Source organism: Variovorax sp. 10L421 (assembly GCF_056395365.1).
In genome coordinates, this window is sequence record NZ_JBFTJJ010000044.1 from 1 (window position 1) to 15,760 (window position 15,760).

Consider the following 15,760-nt stretch of genomic DNA (forward strand, 5'->3'; position numbering starts at 1 on the left):
CGCGTGAACAACCGCAACGACGCGAACTACACGGGCAGCCTGGTGTCGGCCAGCACCACGGGCTACGGCAGCGCGGGCGTGAGCTACACGGGCCTGCCGCGCTCTTCCACCGGCTACGACTTCGGTATCCGCCACGCGTTCTGATGCAGGGCGCACGCCGCGCGGGACAAAAGGGCGCGTGCTCCTTTCTCCCGCACGGCTTTTGTTTGTCCAGCCAGCAGTGAGTTTTCCAATGGACCGAATCCGACTCTTTGCGAGCGTGCTGATGGCTTGCAGCTTGACCGGCTGCATCGTGCTTGGGAACGCGGCGCGGTGAGCGGTCGATAGATGCAAGGGCAGCGCGTGCTGCTGGAGCACTCGCGAGGCGGCATCAAGGAATGCGCGGCGCCTCGTTGCCGGTGGCCATGATCGGCGCGAGGGTCGATCGGCCGTAGTTGCCCGGGGTGCCGGCTTCGTGCGCGGCACACGTCTCACCGGCGGCCACGAAGATGCCGAGCGCCAGCGCGCCGAAGGCCACCAGGCCCACGAGACACGATGTCCGGAAGGCTCTGCCGAGCTGCGGCATGGCGCCGAAGGCGGGTCGCGTCTTTCTCCATCGTGATTGCATCTCGAGCTCCGGGGGATGGCCATTTGCATGCGCCCACGCCGGCAGGCTGCTGAAGCGCAGCGCGTGCGATGCGTCGTTCGAGCTGCGATGCCGGGGACTGTTCATGGCCGGTATCGTGAGCTTCAAAACAGGAGAAAAATTGGACGGCGCCGCTCGATGGCGGCCGCGTGCTTCAGGGAGCCGCGCGGCGCGGTCCATGCGGCCAGTCGCCGCTCAGGTGGCTTGCGGAGGCTGGGACATGGCGGCTCGGGAGATGCGGGAGCCCCGATGATCCGCATCGATCCGGCAGGAAAAATGGTCCCGCGGCTCCCGCGCCGGCACCTCTCCCGCAGCCCTCAGACGATCCGCACCGACAGCTCCGGCAGCCGGTCGATGTGGATCTCGATCAGGTCGCCGCGCACCACCGGCCCGACGTTCTCCGGCGTGCCCGAGTAGATGATGTCGCCCGGCTTCAGCTCGAAGGCTTGCGACAGCCGGCTGATCTGCTCGGCCACAGACCAGATCATGTGCCTGAGCGTGGCGTTCTGCTTCGTCTGCCCGTTCACCTTGAGCCAGATCGCGCCATCGGTGAAGTGCCCGACCTTCGCCACCGGGTGGATCGGGCCGACGGGCGCCGAGTGGTCGAAGCTCTTGCCGATTTCCCAGGGTTTCTTCTGGTCGCCCATCTCGCGCTGCAGGTCGCGGCGCGTCATGTCGAGGCCGAGCGAATAGCCGTACACGTGGTCCAGCGCCGAGCTCGCCGGGATGTTGCGCCCGCCCTTGCCCAGCGCCACCACCAGCTCCACTTCGTAGTGGTAGTTCTTCGTGAGCGTGGGGTAGGGGTGGTCGGCCACCACGCCCGGCGTCACGACCTGGATCGCGTCGGCCGGTTTCTGGAAGAAGAAGGGTGGCTCGCGGCTCGGGTCCGAACCCATCTCGCGCGCATGTGCCTCGTAGTTGCGGCCGATGCAGTAGATGCGGCGCACCGGAAAGACCTGCTCGCTGCCGACGATCGGGATGGTCGATGCGGCGATGTCGAACGGCGTTGCCGCCGCGCGGCCGGCCCTGGCGGGCAGCGCGCAACCGGCGATGGCGCCCGTGGCCATGGCAGCGGAACCGGCCAGCAGGCCGCGACGGGAAGTGATCATGAGCGTCTCCTTGGTTTTATGGAATGCGGGTGCCGTGCCCGTCTGTTGCGTCGAGCATTTCCGATCTCCGGTGACGAATGGGCCTTGGCGGCTTTTTTTCAAAGGCAGCTGGCAACTGTTTCCTTATTAAAAGCATATCCAATCCGCGCGGGACGTGGCACGCTTGCTCCTTCTTTCTATCGTTCGGAACCGAGACATGCAGACGCAGTTGCGCGGCGCGCTGGAGATGAGCGTGGCCATGGTGATTTCCGGAACCATCGGATGGTTCGTCGTGCGCTCGGGCCAGCCATTGCCCGACCTGCTGTTCTGGCGCTGCGTGTTCGGCGCGGCGACGCTGCTGGTCGTGTGCCTCGCGCTGGGCCTGCTGCGGCGCGGCCTGACGCTGCGCAGCTTTGCTCTGGCCGCACTCGGCGGCGTGGCGCTGGTCGTCAACTGGGTGCTGATCTTCGCGGCCTTCTCGCATGCGTCGATCTCGATCGCCACGGCGGTCTACAACACGCAGCCCTTCATGCTGGTCGCGCTCGGCGCGCTGCTGCTGTCGGAGCGGCTGACCGCGATGAAGGCCATCTGGCTGTGCATCGCGTTCGCCGGCGTGGTGCTGGTGGCGCAGGCCAAGTCCGGCGGTGGTGCCGACGGTTCCTCTTACTTGGTCGGCGTGCTCATGGCGCTGGGCGCGGCCTTCTGCTACGCGGTGGCCGCCATCGTCGCGAAGAAGCTCGACGGCATCGCGCCGCACCTCATCGCACTGATCCAGGTCTGCGTGGGCATCGTGCTGCTCGCGCCCTTCGCGCACCTGAAGACGCTGCCCGCCGACGCCGCCACCTGGGGCGTGCACCTGACGATGGGCGTGGTCTACACGGGGTTGGTGTTCGTGCTGCTGTACGGCGCGCTGCAGAAGCTCTCGACGCCGGTGGCGGGCGCGCTGTCGTTCATCTATCCGCTGGTGGCCATTGGCGTCGACTACGTCGCCTTCGGCCAGCGGCTGGGCGCGCTGCAGCTGGTGGGCGCGGCGGCCATTTTGATCGCGGCGGCGGGCATGACCTTCGGATGGACCCTGCCGGGCCTGCCGCGGCGTTTGCCAGCTGCCGAAGAGCGCTGAACGGGGAAGCCGCCGCGACGCCGTCAGCTGGCGCCTTGCTGGCGCCGTCCCAGTGCGAACACCGAGTTCGGCGCGTCGACGACAAAAGGCTTGCGCGTGGACGGCTGGCCGGACGGCGTGCGCCGGCTGTCGCTGCGTGCCGCGGCCTGCACGCCCTTGGCCTTCTGCTCGTCGACCAGGCTTTGCAGCGAGATCGACCTGAGGAACTCGACCGCCCGCAGGTTCACGGTGGCCCAGAGCTCGTCGATTTCGCAGCGGCCGGCCTCGCCCGGCGCGTCGGCATTGCGCCGGCGGGAGGATTCCGCATCGTGTTCCTCGATCGAGAGGACGATGTCGGCCACGGAAATCTCCGCCGCCTTGCGGCTCAGAGAGTACCCGCCGCCCGGGCCGCGGGTCGATTCGACGAGCCCGGCGCGGCGCAGCTTGCCGAACAGCAGCTCCAGGTAGGACAGCGACACGCGCTGGCGCAGGCTGATCGAGGCCAGCGTGACGGGGCCCGAACGGCCGTGCAGAGCGATGTCGATCATCGCGGTGACCGCGAAGCGGCCCTTGGTGGTGAGGCGCATGTCAGTTCTCCTTTTCGGGGGATTACTCGTCGCGGCCGCCGGCGATGCCCAGCAGGGCCAGCAGCGACTGGAAGACGTTGTAGATGCTGAGATACACACCCAGCGTGGCGGAGATGTAGTTGGTTTCCAGGCCGTCCTTCACGCGCTTGAGGTCGTGCAGGATGAAGGCCGAGAAGATGCCGATGGCCAGGACCGACAGCGTCATCATCAGCGCGCTCGACTGGATGAAGAAGTTGGCGATGCCCGCCACCAGCAGCCCGATCGCGCCGATGAAGAGCCACTTGCCCATGGAAGACAGGTCGCGCTTGATGACCGACGACAGCGTGGCCATGCCGAAGAAGATCGCGCCGGTGCCAGCGAACGCCGTCATCACCAGGCTCGCGCCGTTGGCCAGGCCGAGCACCGCGCCGACGAGGCGCGACAGCATCAGTCCCATGAAGAATGTGAAGGCCAGCAGCACCGGCACGCCGGCGGCCGATTCCTTGGTCTTCTCGATGGCGTACATGAAGCCGAAGGCGCCGCCGAGGAACACCATCAGGCCGATGCCCGGCGACATGGCGCGCGACAAGCCGGTGGCAACGCCGATCCAGGCGCCGAGCACGGTGGGCACCATCGACAGCGCGAGCAGCCAGTAGGTGTTGCGCAGGACGCGGTTGCGCTCCTGCGGCGATGCGAGGGGCAGATCGATGCTGTCGTGATGGGCGATAGGGCTGTTGTTCATTGTGTGGATTCCTTGAAGCCGGACCTGTGCCGGCTGCGCGCAATGGCGCGTGCAGTGGCGGCGCAGGGCCTGAAAATGAGAGGTGTCGTTGCCGCGATGCGGGTACCGCATGGGGCGGGCCCGGATCGCAAGGGCGGGAGCCATGGCGGCTCCCGGTCGCGCAGGCTTTGGGGGCCTAGGCGACGAAGGCAGCGGCCCGGGGTGGCCGCTTGGGTCGCGCGAGGAACGGCGAGACGGTGGTGGTCAGGCCGAGCTTTGGCGGCTGTTCCGTGAAGCGCAGCAGTGCGGGAGCGTCGTTGCGCGCGTTGACCAGTTCGGCGTGTTCGGAACCGGCCTCGTCGAGGGAAAGGGCATCGTCCGAGGCCTCATCGGCAGCCCCTGCCGGAGCGTCGGAGAGCGCCACGACCAGCGTGGCGGCCTGCGACTCGCCGTGCGAATGGCCGGCACCGATCATGCTGTGCGCAAGCACGGCAAAGCCGTAGCAGGACAACATGATGGAGAGGACAGCAGCGGCAAACCAGCGGGACATGTAGGGGCAATTTTACCTGCCGCGGTTTGCGGCGCTCGCCACGGGGGTTTCAACCGACCGGATCGCATGGATGTTCGTCAGGCTGGCGCGGCCGTGGTTTCGCTGCCTTCGGACTGCAGCCATTCGCGTGCGTGGGTGCGCAGGGCGTCGATCTGCAGCCAGATCAGGCCGAGTTCGGTGTGAAGGGTTCGCGCCTGCGGGTCGTTGCTGGTGGCGACGGCCTGCGCCAGTGCGGCCCGCGCGGCAGGCTCCGCGGCGGCATCGCCCGGCGCCTCGATCAGGCCCTTTTCCAGCCCGGCCGCCAGCCCTTCGAGCGCCGCGATAGCTCCTTCCGCCGCCGTTTGCAGCAGTGCCATCTGCGCCGAGTCGGGCAGCGCCGCGCGGTGGGCGCCCAGGGCCGAGAGGTAGCTCAGCAGCGTGTGCGAGCGGATCAGGAAGCGCAGCGCCACCCCCGCGCGCGGCCGCACATAGCCCGGCTCGCGGAACATGTCCGACACCGCCGTGGACAGCGCCGCGTCCGCGTTGTGGTCGTTGCGCCGCGCCAGCCGGTAGTCGAGGTGGTCGCGCGCGCCGGTGCGGTACTGGCTGACGATCTGCCGCAGGTAGCCGGCATGGCCGCGCATCGCGGCTGCGGCCAGTTCATTGATGCGCCGCGCCTGCCAGTGCGGCAGCACCAGCAGCACGGCCAGCCCGGCGATCGCGCTGCCGATGGCGGTGTCGACCAGCCGCGGCACCAGCAGCACGCCGCTGTCGCCGACCTGGTTGAAGCACATCAGCACCAGCAGCGTCATCGATGCGGTGGCCAGCAGATAGCGCGTGGCGCGGGTCGCGAAGAACAGCACGCCGGCAGCCACCGCGATCACCGACTGCACCAGCGGCTGCGGAAACAGCTGCAGCAGCGCCCATCCGGCCACCACGCCGAGCGCGGTGCCGGCGATGCGTTGCCCCATGCGCGAAATGGTGTCGCCGTAGGTCTGCTGGCAGACGAACAGCGTGGTCAGCAGGATCCAGTAGCCCTGCGCCGGGTGGATGGCGCGCATCACCCCGTAGCCCGCAACCAGCGCGATCGACAGCCGCAGCGCGTGGCGAAAGAGCGGGGAGCGCACGGTGAGCTGCCGCCGCACGCGCTCGACCGCATCGCGCCACGAGCGCGGCGAGCGGTCGAACAGGCCCATCTCGGTGCGGCCCGCGCGCGCCGACGGCTGGCTGGCACCCGTGAGCTGGCCGTCGAGCAGCGCGAGGTTGCGCGCCAGCGCCTCGACCGATGCCAGCAGCGCCAGCCTCGCGGGCGTGTCGGCCCGCGCACGCTCGTGCTCGATGGCGCTGCGCAGGTCGGCCAGCGCCTGCACGGTCTCCGGAGCGACCTCGAAGGGTTCGCGCCGCGCGATCGAATCGGCCAGCCGCTGGCAGGCCAGCCCCTGCAGGCCCAGCACGCGCTGGCAGCGGTAGAGCAGGTCGCTGTGGAAGAAGGCATCGGCCAGCGCGTTGTAGTCGTCGTGCGAGGAGCTGGCGCGCTCGTGCACGTCCTGCGCGATCAGGTAGAGCCCGCGGTAGCGCGAGAGCCGGCCGGTCGGCGCGCGCGCGCCGATGCGCAGGAAGATGCTTTCCTTCGCGGCGTTGAGCTCCGCCACCACCTCGGCATTGAGCTGCGCGAGCGCGAGCCGCTTGCGCTCGATGTCGATGCCGCGCAGCGGCTCGAACAGCGAGGCCTTGAAGCGCACGAAGCTGCCCAGCACCGTGAACAGCGTCACCAGCCGCGCCTGCACCGGCTGCGCCGGAAAGGCCGCGCACCACAGCACCGAGAACACGCCGTACCAGGCCGCGCCGGCCAGCAGCAGCAAAGGCTCGCGCCCGCGCTGCACCACGCCGTGCGCGCCCAGGTTCTCGATGCCGAGCGTGGCGTACATCGCGAGGATCAGCGTCGCGTACGCGATCGCCTTGTAGCGCGCTCCCACCGCACCGAGCATCGTGAGGCAGAAGGCCGCGAGCGCCAGCCCGGCGATGAACAGCAGCGGCAGGCCGAACGCCGCCTCGACCGCGAACGCGATGGCGGCGAAGCAGCCCAGCGTGACCACCTGCGCGCGCAGCCGGCCGCGCCAGCTGTCATCGGTCTCGGCGAGCGCGCTGGCGATGGCGCCGAGGAACAGCGGGATCACCGCATCGGGATGGCCGGTCCAGGCGCAGCCCGCCATGAGGCTGCCGAGGGTGAGAAGAATGCGCACGGGCTGCGCGCGGGAAGCGAAGGACCGCAGCCGCTGGCGCAGCGCGTCGGGAGACAGGGGAAGCATGGGGTCGATCTTGCACGATGCATGCCACCGCCATGTGGCACTCCGCCGCTAGGGGGTGGGCCGGCTGCGCAGGAAGCCGTGGCGCAGAGCGATCCACCTGGCCTGGCCGTCGTCGGCTGCGGGGCCGGCGTCGAGGCCCGCGAGCAGCATCCGGTCTTCGACCTGCAGGAACTGGCAGGTCGGCGCGCCGCCGGTGCCGGGCAGCACGCGCAACGTGGCATCGCCGAGATCGATCTGCTCGCCCGGTGCGGGTGATGCGATAGATGCATTGGGCCAGGCCTCGCGCAAGGCGTGCTTCTCTTCTTCGGTCGTTGCCTGCGTCGACAGGAGCCATCTCACCCGGCCAGGTGCCGCCGCGACGAGGGCCGCGAGATGCCCGGGGCTCGCGGGCAGCGCGTCGACCAGTGCGCAATCGCCGCCCGCGACGCCCACGAAATAGCTGTGCGCCAGCGCGCCCGATGCATCGGCCTCGCCCGTGACCCGCAAGACCCGCGCCGACAGCCGCATCACCAGTCCGGCCTCGTGCGCATAGCGGCCGCCGCCCTTGCCGTCCGGATCGACGTGCCCGACTTCCTCGTACGCCGGCTCTTCCATGTTCACCGGCCGCCGGCCCGCGGGACCGTCCGCCAGCCGCGGCATGATGCGCGGGATGTGCGTCAGGCCGCGCGCATGGGCCATGAGTTCGGCCGTGCTTGCGAAATGCGCGAGCTGTTCGAGGATGCGGCGCGTCACGTTCATCAGCTTGAGCCCGCGCGCGGGCGCCACGGCCTCGGCCGGCCGCAGCCACATGTGCTCGACCGTCTCGCGCCCGTCGGGCCGCACGCTCTGCGCCTCGGGCATTGGCGCGAGAAAGAAGCGGGTGTCGAAGCGGCGCGGCATGCCCGGCGGCGTGAGCCAGTGGGTGAAGTAGGCGAGCCGGTCGGCCGCGAGCTGCCAGCCGTGCCGGTCGCACAGCGAAATCAGCGCGTCGGTGCCTTGCTCCGCTTCGTCGCGCATGGCCGCGAGTTGCGCGGGCGGCAGCTTGTCGAGCGCCACCAGCCGGCCCGTGCCGTCGGCCGCGAACAGCACGCCGGCTTCCTCGAAGCATTCGCGGATCGCGGCCGCGTAGTAGTCGAGGCCGCCCTGCGGCACCGCGAGGCGTTCGCTCGCGGCGCTGTCGTCCAGGCCGCCGCAGTGCCCGTGCAGGCTGCGGTCGTGCGCGTCGATCACGCCGCCCGGAAACACGCTGGCACCGCTGTTCTGGTCGTCGGCCTTCTCGGCCCGCCGCAGCATCAGCACCTCGAGCCCGTGGCTGCCGTCGCGCAGGACGATGAGGGTGGCGGCCGTGCGCACGGGGCGCGGCGAAGCGGGGCGTGGCGTGGCGTCGGAGGTGCTGGTGGTCATGCGCACATTGTCGCGCCGGCGGCTGCTGCGAAGGCGACAGCACAGGCCCTTGGCTGTCGCATGAACGACCGTGCGAAACACCATGCGCCGCGTACCTTCAATGCACATCGACTGTTGAAGGACGCACCATGCATTTCGAATTCACCCCCCGGGCGATCGCGCTGCGCGACGAGCTGCTCAAGTTCATGGACGAGTTCGTCTACCCGAACGAGAAACGCCGCGAGGAAGAGCTGGCCGCCAACGCCCGCGCCGGGCGGGCATACGCCGAGCTGCCGATGATGGCCGGCCTCAAGGCCAAGGCGCGCGAGCGCGGGCTGTGGAACCTGTTCCTGCCCGAGGCCGAGCACGGCCCCGGCCTCACCAACGTCGAGTACGCCCCGCTGTGCGAGATCATGGGGCGGCGCTACTGGTGCGCGGAAATCTTCAACTGTTCCGCGCCCGACACCGGCAACATGGAAGTGCTGGCCCGCTATGGCACCAAGGCGCAGCAGGAGCGCTGGCTCACGCCGCTGCTCGCGGGCGAGATCCGCTCGTCGTTCGCGATGACCGAGCCTGAAGTCGCATCGAGCGACGCCACCAACATCCGCTGCAGCATCCGGCGCGAAGGCAACGAGTACGTCATCAACGGACGCAAGTGGTACATCACCGGCGCGATGAACGAGCGCTGCGAGATCTTCATTCTGATGGGCAAGACCGACCCCGACAACGCCGACCGCCACAGGCAGCAGTCGATGATCCTCGTGCCGAAGAACACGCCGGGCATCACCATCGTGCGCGACATGCAGCTGCTCGGCATGTACGACCCGCCGTTCGGCCACCCCGAGATCGTGTTCGAGAACGTGCGCGTGCCGGTCGAGAACATCCTGCTCGGCGAAGGCCGCGGCTTCGAGATCGCGCAGGGCCGCCTCGGCCCCGGGCGCATCCACCATTGCATGCGCGCCATCGGCATGGCCGAATCCGCGCTCGAGATGATGTGCCGGCGCCTGGTGTCGCGCACCGCCTTCCACAAGCCGCTGTCGGAACAGGGCGTGTGGCGCGAGCGCATTGCCGAATCGCGAATGCTCATCGAGCAGTCGCGCTGGATGGTGCTCAATGCGGCCTACCGCATGGACACCGTGGGCAACAAGGTCGCCGCCAAGGAGATCGCGATGATCAAGGTGCTCACGCCCAACAACTGCGCGAAGGTGATCGACTGGGCGATGCAGGCCTTCGGCGCGATGGGCCTGAGCCAGGACACGCTGCTCACCCACTTCTACGCGTACGAGCGCCACCTGCGCGTGGCCGACGGCCCCGACGAGGTGCACCGCAACGCCATTGCGAAGCAGGAACTGGCGGCCTACCAGTAAGAAGAGGAGGAGCGCGAAAGGCGCTCACCGCGCGGCGTCGGCCGGTGCCTCCCACGCGAAGCCGACGCCGTACACCGACCGGATCCAGTCGTATTCGGGCGTTACTGCGCCGAGCTTGCGGCGCAGGTTCTTCACGTGGCTGTCGATGGCGCGTTCCGTCACGTCCACCGTGTCGTCGTAGGCCAGCTCCAGCAGGCGGGCGCGCGAGAAGATGCGCCCCGGATGCCGTGACAGCACCTGCAGCAGCCCGAATTCGCGCCGTGTGAGATTCAGCGGCGTGCCTTCGAGCGACGCGCGCCAGTGCACGTCGTCGAGCACCAGCCCCGGTGCCTCGCTCTGCGACGCCGGGCCCTGCAGGCCCGGTGCGGTGCGCCGCAGCACGGCGCGCACGCGCGCCACCAGTTCGCGCGGCGAGAAAGGCTTGCACACGTAGTCGTCGGCGCCCAGCTCCAGGCCCAGCAGCCGGTCGACCTCCTCGATGCGCGCGGTCAGCATGATGATCGGGTGCGCCGTGTGCCCGCGCGCACGGCGCAGCACCTCGATGCCGTCGAGCCGCGGCAGCATGATGTCGAGCAGCGTGAGGTCGGGCGGCGCTGCGACGATGCTTTCCAACGCGCTGTGCCCGTCGGTGAAGTGTTCGGTTTCGTAGCCCGCGTGGCGCAGGTAGTCCTGCACCACCGAGGCGATGTCGATTTCGTCTTCGACGATGACGATGCGTGTCATGACGATGCCGCCAATGGAAGTGTGATGGTCACGCGCAGCCCGCCGAGCGGCGAGGCCGATGCGTCGATGGTGCCGCCGTGCGCCTCGATGGTCGCGCGGCAGATCGAGAGGCCGAGTCCCGAGCCGCCGTGTTCGCGGCTGCGTGAGCTCTCGCCGCGGAACAGGCGGTCGAACAGGCGCGGCAGCTCGGCCTCGGGCACACCGGGCGCGCTGTCGTCGAACAGCAGGGTGAGGCAGTTGCCGGTCCATGCGCCTTCGACCGTGACGCCGATGCGCAGCGTGCCGCCGTCGTTGGTGTAGGCCAGCGTGTTCTCCAGCAGGTTCATGAAGACCTGGTGCAGCCGGTGCGCGTCGCCGTCGATGGTCGGCTGCGCGGAGGCGCCGATGAGGTCGATGGCGCGCCGGTCCACCGCGATGGCGCGCCTGGCGAAGCGGTCGCGCGTGTGGTCGAGCGCCTCCTTCAGCAGCGACAGCGGGAACACCGTGGTGGTGAGCAGGTCGCTCTGCGGTTCACGCATGCTGCTGCGCAGGTCGTCGACCAGCTGGCCGAGGCGGATCACCTGCCGATGCAGCCGCAGCGCGGTGCGTTCGTCGAAGGTGCGCACGCCGTCCTGCAGCGCCTCGATCTCAGCACGCATGGCCGCCAGCGGCGTGCGCAGCTCGTGCGCCGCGTCGGCCAGCCAGGCGCGGCGCGAGGCTTCCACCGTGTCGAGGCGCTGCGCCATATCGTTGAAAGTCCGCCCGAGCAGCGCCAGCTCGTCCGAACCGTGCACCGCGACGCGGGTGGACAGCCGCCCGCGCGCCAGGTCCTGCGCGGCCAGCGTGAGCTCGTCGATGGGCCTGAACCAGCGGCGCGCCAGCAACCACGACAGCATCAGCGCGAAGCCGAGGCCGCACAGGCCGGTGAGCACGATCACGCCCGACTGCCGCGCGACGAAGGCGCGGTCGGCTTCGCTTTCGAGGCCCCGCATCGGCGTGAGCGCGAGGTAGCCGATGACTGTCCGGTCGCGCCGGATCGGCGTGCGCGCGGCGTTTTCCAGATCGACGTTGGCGCCTACCACGCGCGCGCCGTGCGCGTCGAGCACGGCCAGCCGCTGGAAGATGGAGTCCGGCATCTCGCGCAGATCTGGGAAGGGCCATGGCGGCGGCATGGCCGGCCCCCGGCGCGGCAACAAGTCGAGTTGCTGCGGGGGCGGCAGGGGCGGCGGGCTGCCGTCGGCGCCGTTGTCGGGCGGGGCATCGCCGCGCATGGCGCGGTGTTCGTACCAGGGGGGCAACCGCCGCTCGTCTGCGTTGCCGTTGCCCGCGGCGCCGTCGAGCACGGCGGCCAGCCGGCCCATCTGCAGGCGGCGCCAGGCGTCGTCGTTGTCGTGCAGGCTCTTCCAGTCGCCATTGGCGACGTAGTGCTTCAGCAGCAGCTGCGAGAGCCAGTCCATGCGCCGGATCTCGATTTCGGCCACGTAGGAGCCCAGGCCGCGCTGCAGCGCAATGATCGACAGGCCCGCGAAGCTGATCAGCAGCACGATCAACAAGGCGGCCAGCGCCAGGAAGATCTTTCTGGAAAGGGTCAGGTGAGGCATGGGCTCGGGGAAGGCATGGCCGCATTCTGCGGCATGCACTGCGGGCAGGCGTTGGGGGGCTTCATGGGCAAGCGGGTGATCCTCGGGGCCGAATGTGGAGGAAATTGGGAGAGATGTTCTCCCACATTTCTCCCGGATCGAGCTGCACGATGCGGCCCATGAGCCCTCGCATGGACGCTGCTCGTGTTCTGGGCGGAAGAAGGCGCCACGCGGCCCTCAGCACCCGTCGCGCCCGCGCTCTGGAAGGCTCCGAGCGCATCCGCGCGATGGTGCCGCCGCGCGCCATAGGCTGAGCCTCGCCAGCCACATGCGCACGCGGAGTCGCGACGGCGCGCCGCCTCAGGCCGGCCGTTCCGCGAAGCAGAAGCCCACGCCATAGGCCGAGCGGATCCAGTCGTGCGACGGCACGGCTTCCGCGAGCTTCCTGCTCAGGTTCTTGATGTGCCCGTCGACCGCGCGCTCAGGATGCGCTCCAGCGCCGCTGCGCCGTCTTCGATCTGCTCGACCTCATGGCCCGCGCCCTGCAGGTGGCCCAGCAGCAGCGGCGCGCTGTCGCGCCCGTCTTCCACCAGCAGGATGCGGCTCATGCTCTGGACCCCGGCGCTCAGAAGGAGGTTCCGATCTGGAACTGGAAGCGCTGCGTGCGGTCGGCCGCGATGCCGTTGGCGGTGTCGGCCTTCTGGTAGAGCAGCGGCACCGCATAGGCCAGCCGCAGCGGGCCCAGCGGCGAGATCCAGCTGATGCCGATGCCGGTCGATGCGCGGATGCGGTTCTGCGCCTTCCACTGCGCGTCCGTCATGCTGGCCGTGCGATCGGCGAACACGTTGCCCGCGTCGAGGAAGGTGTAGAGCCGCAGCGTGCGGTCGTTGCCCGCGCCGGGGAACGGTGTACTGAACTCCATGTTGAAGATCGCCTTGCGCGTGCCGCCGAGCGAACCGCCCGTGACCGCGTCGGTCGGGCCGAGCGAGTTCTGTTCGAAGCCGCGGATCGAGCCGAGCCCGCCGGCATAGAAGTTCTTGAAGATGGGGTAGGTGCTGCTTCCCAGCGCGCGCGCATAGCCTAGCTGGCCGTTGATGGCCAGCGTGTACTGCTTCGAAAGCGGGAAGTACTGCTGGTACTGGTAGTTGGTCTTCAGGTAGCGCAGCTCGCTGCCCACGCCCATTTCGAGGTTGGCGCTCTGCAGCTTGCCGCGCGTGGGCACCAGCGCGCTGTCGCGGTCGTCGCGCGACCAGCCCAGCGTGGCCGGGATGCCCAGCACGCTCGAATTGGCGCAGGTCACGCTCGGCACGGTGCCCGTGCACTTGAAATAGTCGAGGTAGGCCTGCGGCGTGGCGGTGTACACGTACGAGCCATTGACCAGCGTGTAGGTGCCGTTGGTGCCGGGCGTGAACGAATAGCGCTCCACGCCGATGCCGAGGTACACCGTGTCCTGCTCGCCCACCGGGAAGCCGAAGCGCACGGAGCCGCCGTCGCTCGCGAGCTTGTAGTTGCCGTCGGCCTCGTAGTAGGGCCGCGTGGTGGTGTGGAACACGTTGATCGTGCGCGAGATGCCGTCCTTGGTGAAGTACGGGTCCGTCGCCGTCAGCGAGACGGTGCGGTTGTACGAGCTCGTGTTCACGTTCAACCCCAGGTAGTTGCCGCTGCCGAACACGTTCTCCTGCGTGATCCCAAAGCTCAGCGAGACCTTGTCGGTGGACGAGTAGCCCGCGCCCAGCTGCAGCGAGCCGGTCGGCTTCTCGGTCACGTTCACTGCCAGGTCGACCTGATCGGGCGAGCCGGGTACGTCGATGGTGTCGACGTTCACCTCGGTGAAGAAGCCCAGGCGGTCGATGCGGTCGCGCGAGGCGCGGATCTTGTTGCCGTCGTACCAGGCGCCTTCGTACTGGCGGAACTCGCGGCGGATCACCTCGTCGCGCGTGCGGGCGTTGCCGCCGATGTTGATGCGGCGCACGTACGCGCGCCGCGAGGCCTCGGCCTTCAGCACCAGCGTGACGCGATTGTTCGTACGGTCGATCTCGGGCTCGGCCCTCACGCGCGCGAAGGCGTAGCCGAAGGTGCCGAAGTAGTCGGTGAAGGCCTTGGTGGTGGCGGCCACGTCCTCCCCGTTGTAGGGTGTGCCGGGACGGATCGTCACCAGCGTCTTGAACTCGTCCTCGTGGCCCATGTAGTCGCCCGAGAGCTTCACGCCGGCCACCACGAACTTCTCGCCTTCGGTGATGTTGATCGTGAGGGTGAGCGCCTGGCGGTCGGGCGAGATGGCGACCTGCGTCGACTCGATGCGGAACTCCAGGTAGCCGCGCGTGATGTAGTACGAGCGCAGCGTCTCGAGGTCGCCGTTGAACTTGGTGCGTGAGTACTGGTTCGACTTGGTGTACCAGGCGAGCCAGCCGCCGCTGTCCTGGTCGAACAGGTCGAGCAGCGTACTTTCGCTGAAGGCCTTGTTGCCGACCACGTGCACTTCCTTGATGCGTGCGGAATCGCCTTCGGTCACCGTGAAGGTCAGGTTCACGCGATTGTTCTCCAGCGGCGTGACGGTGGTGACGACCTGCGCGTTGTAGAGGCTGCGGCTGATGTACTGCCGCTTGAGCTCCTGCTCGGCGCGGTCGGCCAGTGCCTTGTCGTAGGCCTGGCCTTCGGCGAGGCCCACCTCGCGCAGCGCCTTCTGCAGCGCGGCCTTGTCGAACTCCTTGGCGCCCACGAAGTCGACGTCGGCGATCGAGGGGCGTTCTTCCACGATCACCACCAGCACGCTGCCGTTGACGTCGATGCGCACGTCCTTGAAGAGGCCGAGCTTGAAAAGCTCGCGGATGGCGGCGCTGCCGCGTTCGTCGCTGTAGGTGTCGCCGGTGCGCAGGCCCATGGTGGCGAAGACGGTGCCGGGTTCGACGCGCTGCAGGCCTTCGAGGCGGATGTCCTTGACGGTGAACGGTTCGACGGCCCAGGCGGGAGAGGCTGCGAGCGAGGCGAGCAGCGCGGATGCCGCTGCGAGGGACTTCGGTAAGTGCATCGCCGCATGGTCCTTGCCAATGTCGGAGAAATTTGGGACTTTTCTCCGGCTGCCCCGGGGTGCTCGGGGTCTTTGCCTTACTGCAACCCCATGGCGTTTGTGGCCGTCCACGCCGGCACGGTTTCGGTGCCGGCGGCCCGGCAGATTTTTTCGCGCCATGCGGGATCTTTCACCTCGCGCGCGCTCCTGCAGCCGCGTGCCCTTCGGGCATCGGGATGATGAGGTTGCGAGGAACGCGCAGGTAGGAAAAGGCGGGGCTGAATGCGCTGGCGAGTTGCTGCACGCCCAGCGAGGTGGCGATGGTGCTTTGCAAGGCAATGGCCATGGAGGACTCCTTCGGCCACCGAGCATCGCGCGGCTTTGGGGAGACTTCTTGTGCGAGGTGTTTCCTACGGTGGTGTGCAGGCAAACAACAGTCCGTGCAAAGCAGGAGGCGTCCACCAAATTCCTCCGAATTTGAGCGAGACGATGCGTGCCGGCTGCTCGATGAAGAGCCGCTGAAACTGGAGAACTCTGAATGAAGAAAACCCTCACGGCATACGCTGCCCTGGCCGTCTGCGGGCTGGCCTCTGCCCAATCGTCCGTCACGTTGTTCGGCGTCGTCGACGCGGGCCTGACCTACCAGTCGGCGACCGCGCGCGACGCGGCCACCGGCGCATCGGTGAAGTCCAGCAAGACCAGCCTGGCCAACTCCGGCTACAACTCCAGCCGCATCGGCTTTCGGGGCACCGAAGACCTCGGCGGCGGCCTGGCTGCGAGCTTCTGGCTCGAAGCGCCCATCACC

15 protein-coding genes and 1 pseudogene are annotated in these 15,760 nt (G+C 68.7%); 3 read left to right on the forward strand and 13 right to left on the reverse strand.

Going from position 1 to position 15,760, the window contains the following annotated elements; translation table 11 throughout:
• Positions 1–370 precede the first annotated feature (370 nt).
• Entirely contained in the window at positions 371–805 is a 435-nt protein-coding gene (locus tag AC1DFC_RS29015) for a hypothetical protein (protein WP_478180507.1), read from the reverse strand.
• 137 nt (positions 806–942) lie between these two features.
• A complete protein-coding gene (locus AC1DFC_RS29020) occupies positions 943–1,734 on the reverse strand; it encodes a fumarylacetoacetate hydrolase family protein (RefSeq protein ID WP_478180508.1) in 792 nt (263 codons plus the stop codon).
• A gap of 196 nt (positions 1,735–1,930) precedes the next feature.
• Between AC1DFC_RS29020 and AC1DFC_RS29025 the strand changes: the two genes are divergently transcribed.
• Positions 1,931–2,833 (forward strand): DMT family transporter, encoded by a 903-nt coding sequence (locus AC1DFC_RS29025; RefSeq protein ID WP_007828038.1) that lies wholly within the window; start codon positions 1,931–1,933, stop codon positions 2,831–2,833.
• Between the two features lie 23 nt (positions 2,834–2,856).
• On the opposite strand, the gene AC1DFC_RS29030 is transcribed toward AC1DFC_RS29025, so the two are convergent.
• The 5 genes from AC1DFC_RS29030 to AC1DFC_RS29050 form a co-directional block, all read right to left on the reverse strand.
• Positions 2,857–3,399: an Rrf2 family transcriptional regulator gene (locus AC1DFC_RS29030; RefSeq protein WP_007828037.1), complete on the reverse strand. Its 543-nt coding sequence runs from the start codon at positions 3,397–3,399 to the stop codon at positions 2,857–2,859.
• 22 nt (positions 3,400–3,421) lie between these two features.
• Positions 3,422–4,120 carry a Bax inhibitor-1/YccA family protein gene (locus tag AC1DFC_RS29035; protein ID WP_478180509.1) on the reverse strand — a complete coding sequence of 233 codons (699 nt, stop codon included), beginning with the start codon at positions 4,118–4,120 and terminating at the stop codon, positions 3,422–3,424.
• A gap of 175 nt (positions 4,121–4,295) precedes the next feature.
• The gene (locus AC1DFC_RS29040; RefSeq protein ID WP_007828034.1) at positions 4,296–4,613 is read right to left on the reverse strand and encodes a hypothetical protein; all 318 of its coding nucleotides are present in this window, start codon (positions 4,611–4,613) and stop codon (positions 4,296–4,298) included.
• Between the two features lie 113 nt (positions 4,614–4,726).
• Positions 4,727–6,937 (reverse strand): YccS family putative transporter, encoded by a 2,211-nt coding sequence (gene yccS, locus AC1DFC_RS29045; RefSeq protein ID WP_007828032.1) that lies wholly within the window; start codon positions 6,935–6,937, stop codon positions 4,727–4,729.
• A gap of 48 nt (positions 6,938–6,985) precedes the next feature.
• A complete protein-coding gene (locus AC1DFC_RS29050; RefSeq protein WP_478180510.1) occupies positions 6,986–8,320 on the reverse strand; it encodes an NUDIX hydrolase in 1,335 nt (444 codons plus the stop codon).
• Positions 8,321–8,448: 128 nt separating this feature from the next.
• Between AC1DFC_RS29050 and AC1DFC_RS29055 the strand changes: the two genes are divergently transcribed.
• Entirely contained in the window at positions 8,449–9,666 is a 1,218-nt protein-coding gene (locus AC1DFC_RS29055) for an acyl-CoA dehydrogenase family protein (protein ID WP_478180511.1), read from the forward strand.
• A 24-nt stretch (positions 9,667–9,690) separates the two neighbouring features.
• On the opposite strand, the gene AC1DFC_RS29060 is transcribed toward AC1DFC_RS29055, so the two are convergent.
• From AC1DFC_RS29060 to AC1DFC_RS29085, 6 genes and pseudogenes are all read right to left on the reverse strand, one after another.
• The gene (locus tag AC1DFC_RS29060) at positions 9,691–10,389 is read right to left on the reverse strand and encodes a response regulator (protein WP_478180512.1); all 699 of its coding nucleotides are present in this window, start codon (positions 10,387–10,389) and stop codon (positions 9,691–9,693) included.
• On the reverse strand, positions 10,386–11,969 hold the full coding sequence (locus tag AC1DFC_RS29065) for an ATP-binding protein (RefSeq protein WP_478180513.1): 1,584 nt from the start codon (positions 11,967–11,969) through the stop codon (positions 10,386–10,388). Before AC1DFC_RS29065 ends, AC1DFC_RS29060 begins: the two co-directional genes overlap by 4 nt.
• Positions 11,970–12,308: 339 nt before the next feature.
• Positions 12,309–12,431, reverse strand: a pseudogene (locus tag AC1DFC_RS29070) (response regulator); the annotation flags it as partial.
• Entirely contained in the window at positions 12,398–12,556 is a 159-nt protein-coding gene (locus AC1DFC_RS29075) for a response regulator transcription factor (protein WP_007828021.1), read from the reverse strand. The gene AC1DFC_RS29075 and the pseudogene AC1DFC_RS29070, both read right to left, overlap by 34 nt.
• 17 nt (positions 12,557–12,573) lie before the next feature.
• Entirely contained in the window at positions 12,574–14,976 is a 2,403-nt protein-coding gene (gene bamA, locus AC1DFC_RS29080) for an outer membrane protein assembly factor BamA (protein ID WP_478180514.1), read from the reverse strand.
• A 169-nt stretch (positions 14,977–15,145) separates the two neighbouring features.
• Positions 15,146–15,301, reverse strand: coding sequence for a hypothetical protein (locus tag AC1DFC_RS29085; RefSeq protein WP_007828016.1), 156 nt, complete (start codon positions 15,299–15,301; stop codon positions 15,146–15,148).
• Between the two features lie 192 nt (positions 15,302–15,493).
• Between AC1DFC_RS29085 and AC1DFC_RS29090 the strand changes: the two genes are divergently transcribed.
• Positions 15,494–15,760 (forward strand): porin (locus AC1DFC_RS29090; protein ID WP_478180515.1); only part of this gene is annotated, 267 nt, incomplete at its 3' end.

Excerpts from the sequence above, each read along its gene's own strand:
- AC1DFC_RS29015 (WP_478180507.1), bottom strand. The coding sequence starts at position 805 with ATGGACCGCGCCGCGCGGCTCCCTGAAGCACGCGGCCGCCATCGAGCG.
- AC1DFC_RS29020 (WP_478180508.1), bottom strand. The coding sequence starts at position 1,734 with ATGATCACTTCCCGTCGCGGCCTGCTGGCCGGTTCCGCTGCCATGGCC.
- AC1DFC_RS29025 (WP_007828038.1), top strand. The coding sequence starts at position 1,931 with ATGCAGACGCAGTTGCGCGGCGCGCTGGAGATGAGCGTGGCCATGGTG.
- AC1DFC_RS29030 (WP_007828037.1), bottom strand. The coding sequence starts at position 3,399 with ATGCGCCTCACCACCAAGGGCCGCTTCGCGGTCACCGCGATGATCGAC.
- AC1DFC_RS29035 (WP_478180509.1), bottom strand. The coding sequence starts at position 4,120 with ATGAACAACAGCCCTATCGCCCATCACGACAGCATCGATCTGCCCCTC.
- AC1DFC_RS29040 (WP_007828034.1), bottom strand. The coding sequence starts at position 4,613 with ATGTTGTCCTGCTACGGCTTTGCCGTGCTTGCGCACAGCATGATCGGT.
- yccS (WP_007828032.1), bottom strand. The coding sequence starts at position 6,937 with ATGCTTCCCCTGTCTCCCGACGCGCTGCGCCAGCGGCTGCGGTCCTTC.
- AC1DFC_RS29050 (WP_478180510.1), bottom strand. The coding sequence starts at position 8,320 with ATGACCACCAGCACCTCCGACGCCACGCCACGCCCCGCTTCGCCGCGC.
- AC1DFC_RS29055 (WP_478180511.1), top strand. The coding sequence starts at position 8,449 with ATGCATTTCGAATTCACCCCCCGGGCGATCGCGCTGCGCGACGAGCTG.
- AC1DFC_RS29060 (WP_478180512.1), bottom strand. The coding sequence starts at position 10,389 with ATGACACGCATCGTCATCGTCGAAGACGAAATCGACATCGCCTCGGTG.
- AC1DFC_RS29065 (WP_478180513.1), bottom strand. The coding sequence starts at position 11,969 with ATGCCTCACCTGACCCTTTCCAGAAAGATCTTCCTGGCGCTGGCCGCC.
- AC1DFC_RS29075 (WP_007828021.1), bottom strand. The coding sequence starts at position 12,556 with ATGAGCCGCATCCTGCTGGTGGAAGACGGGCGCGACAGCGCGCCGCTG.
- bamA (WP_478180514.1), bottom strand. The coding sequence starts at position 14,976 with ATGCACTTACCGAAGTCCCTCGCAGCGGCATCCGCGCTGCTCGCCTCG.
- AC1DFC_RS29085 (WP_007828016.1), bottom strand. The coding sequence starts at position 15,301 with ATGGCCATTGCCTTGCAAAGCACCATCGCCACCTCGCTGGGCGTGCAG.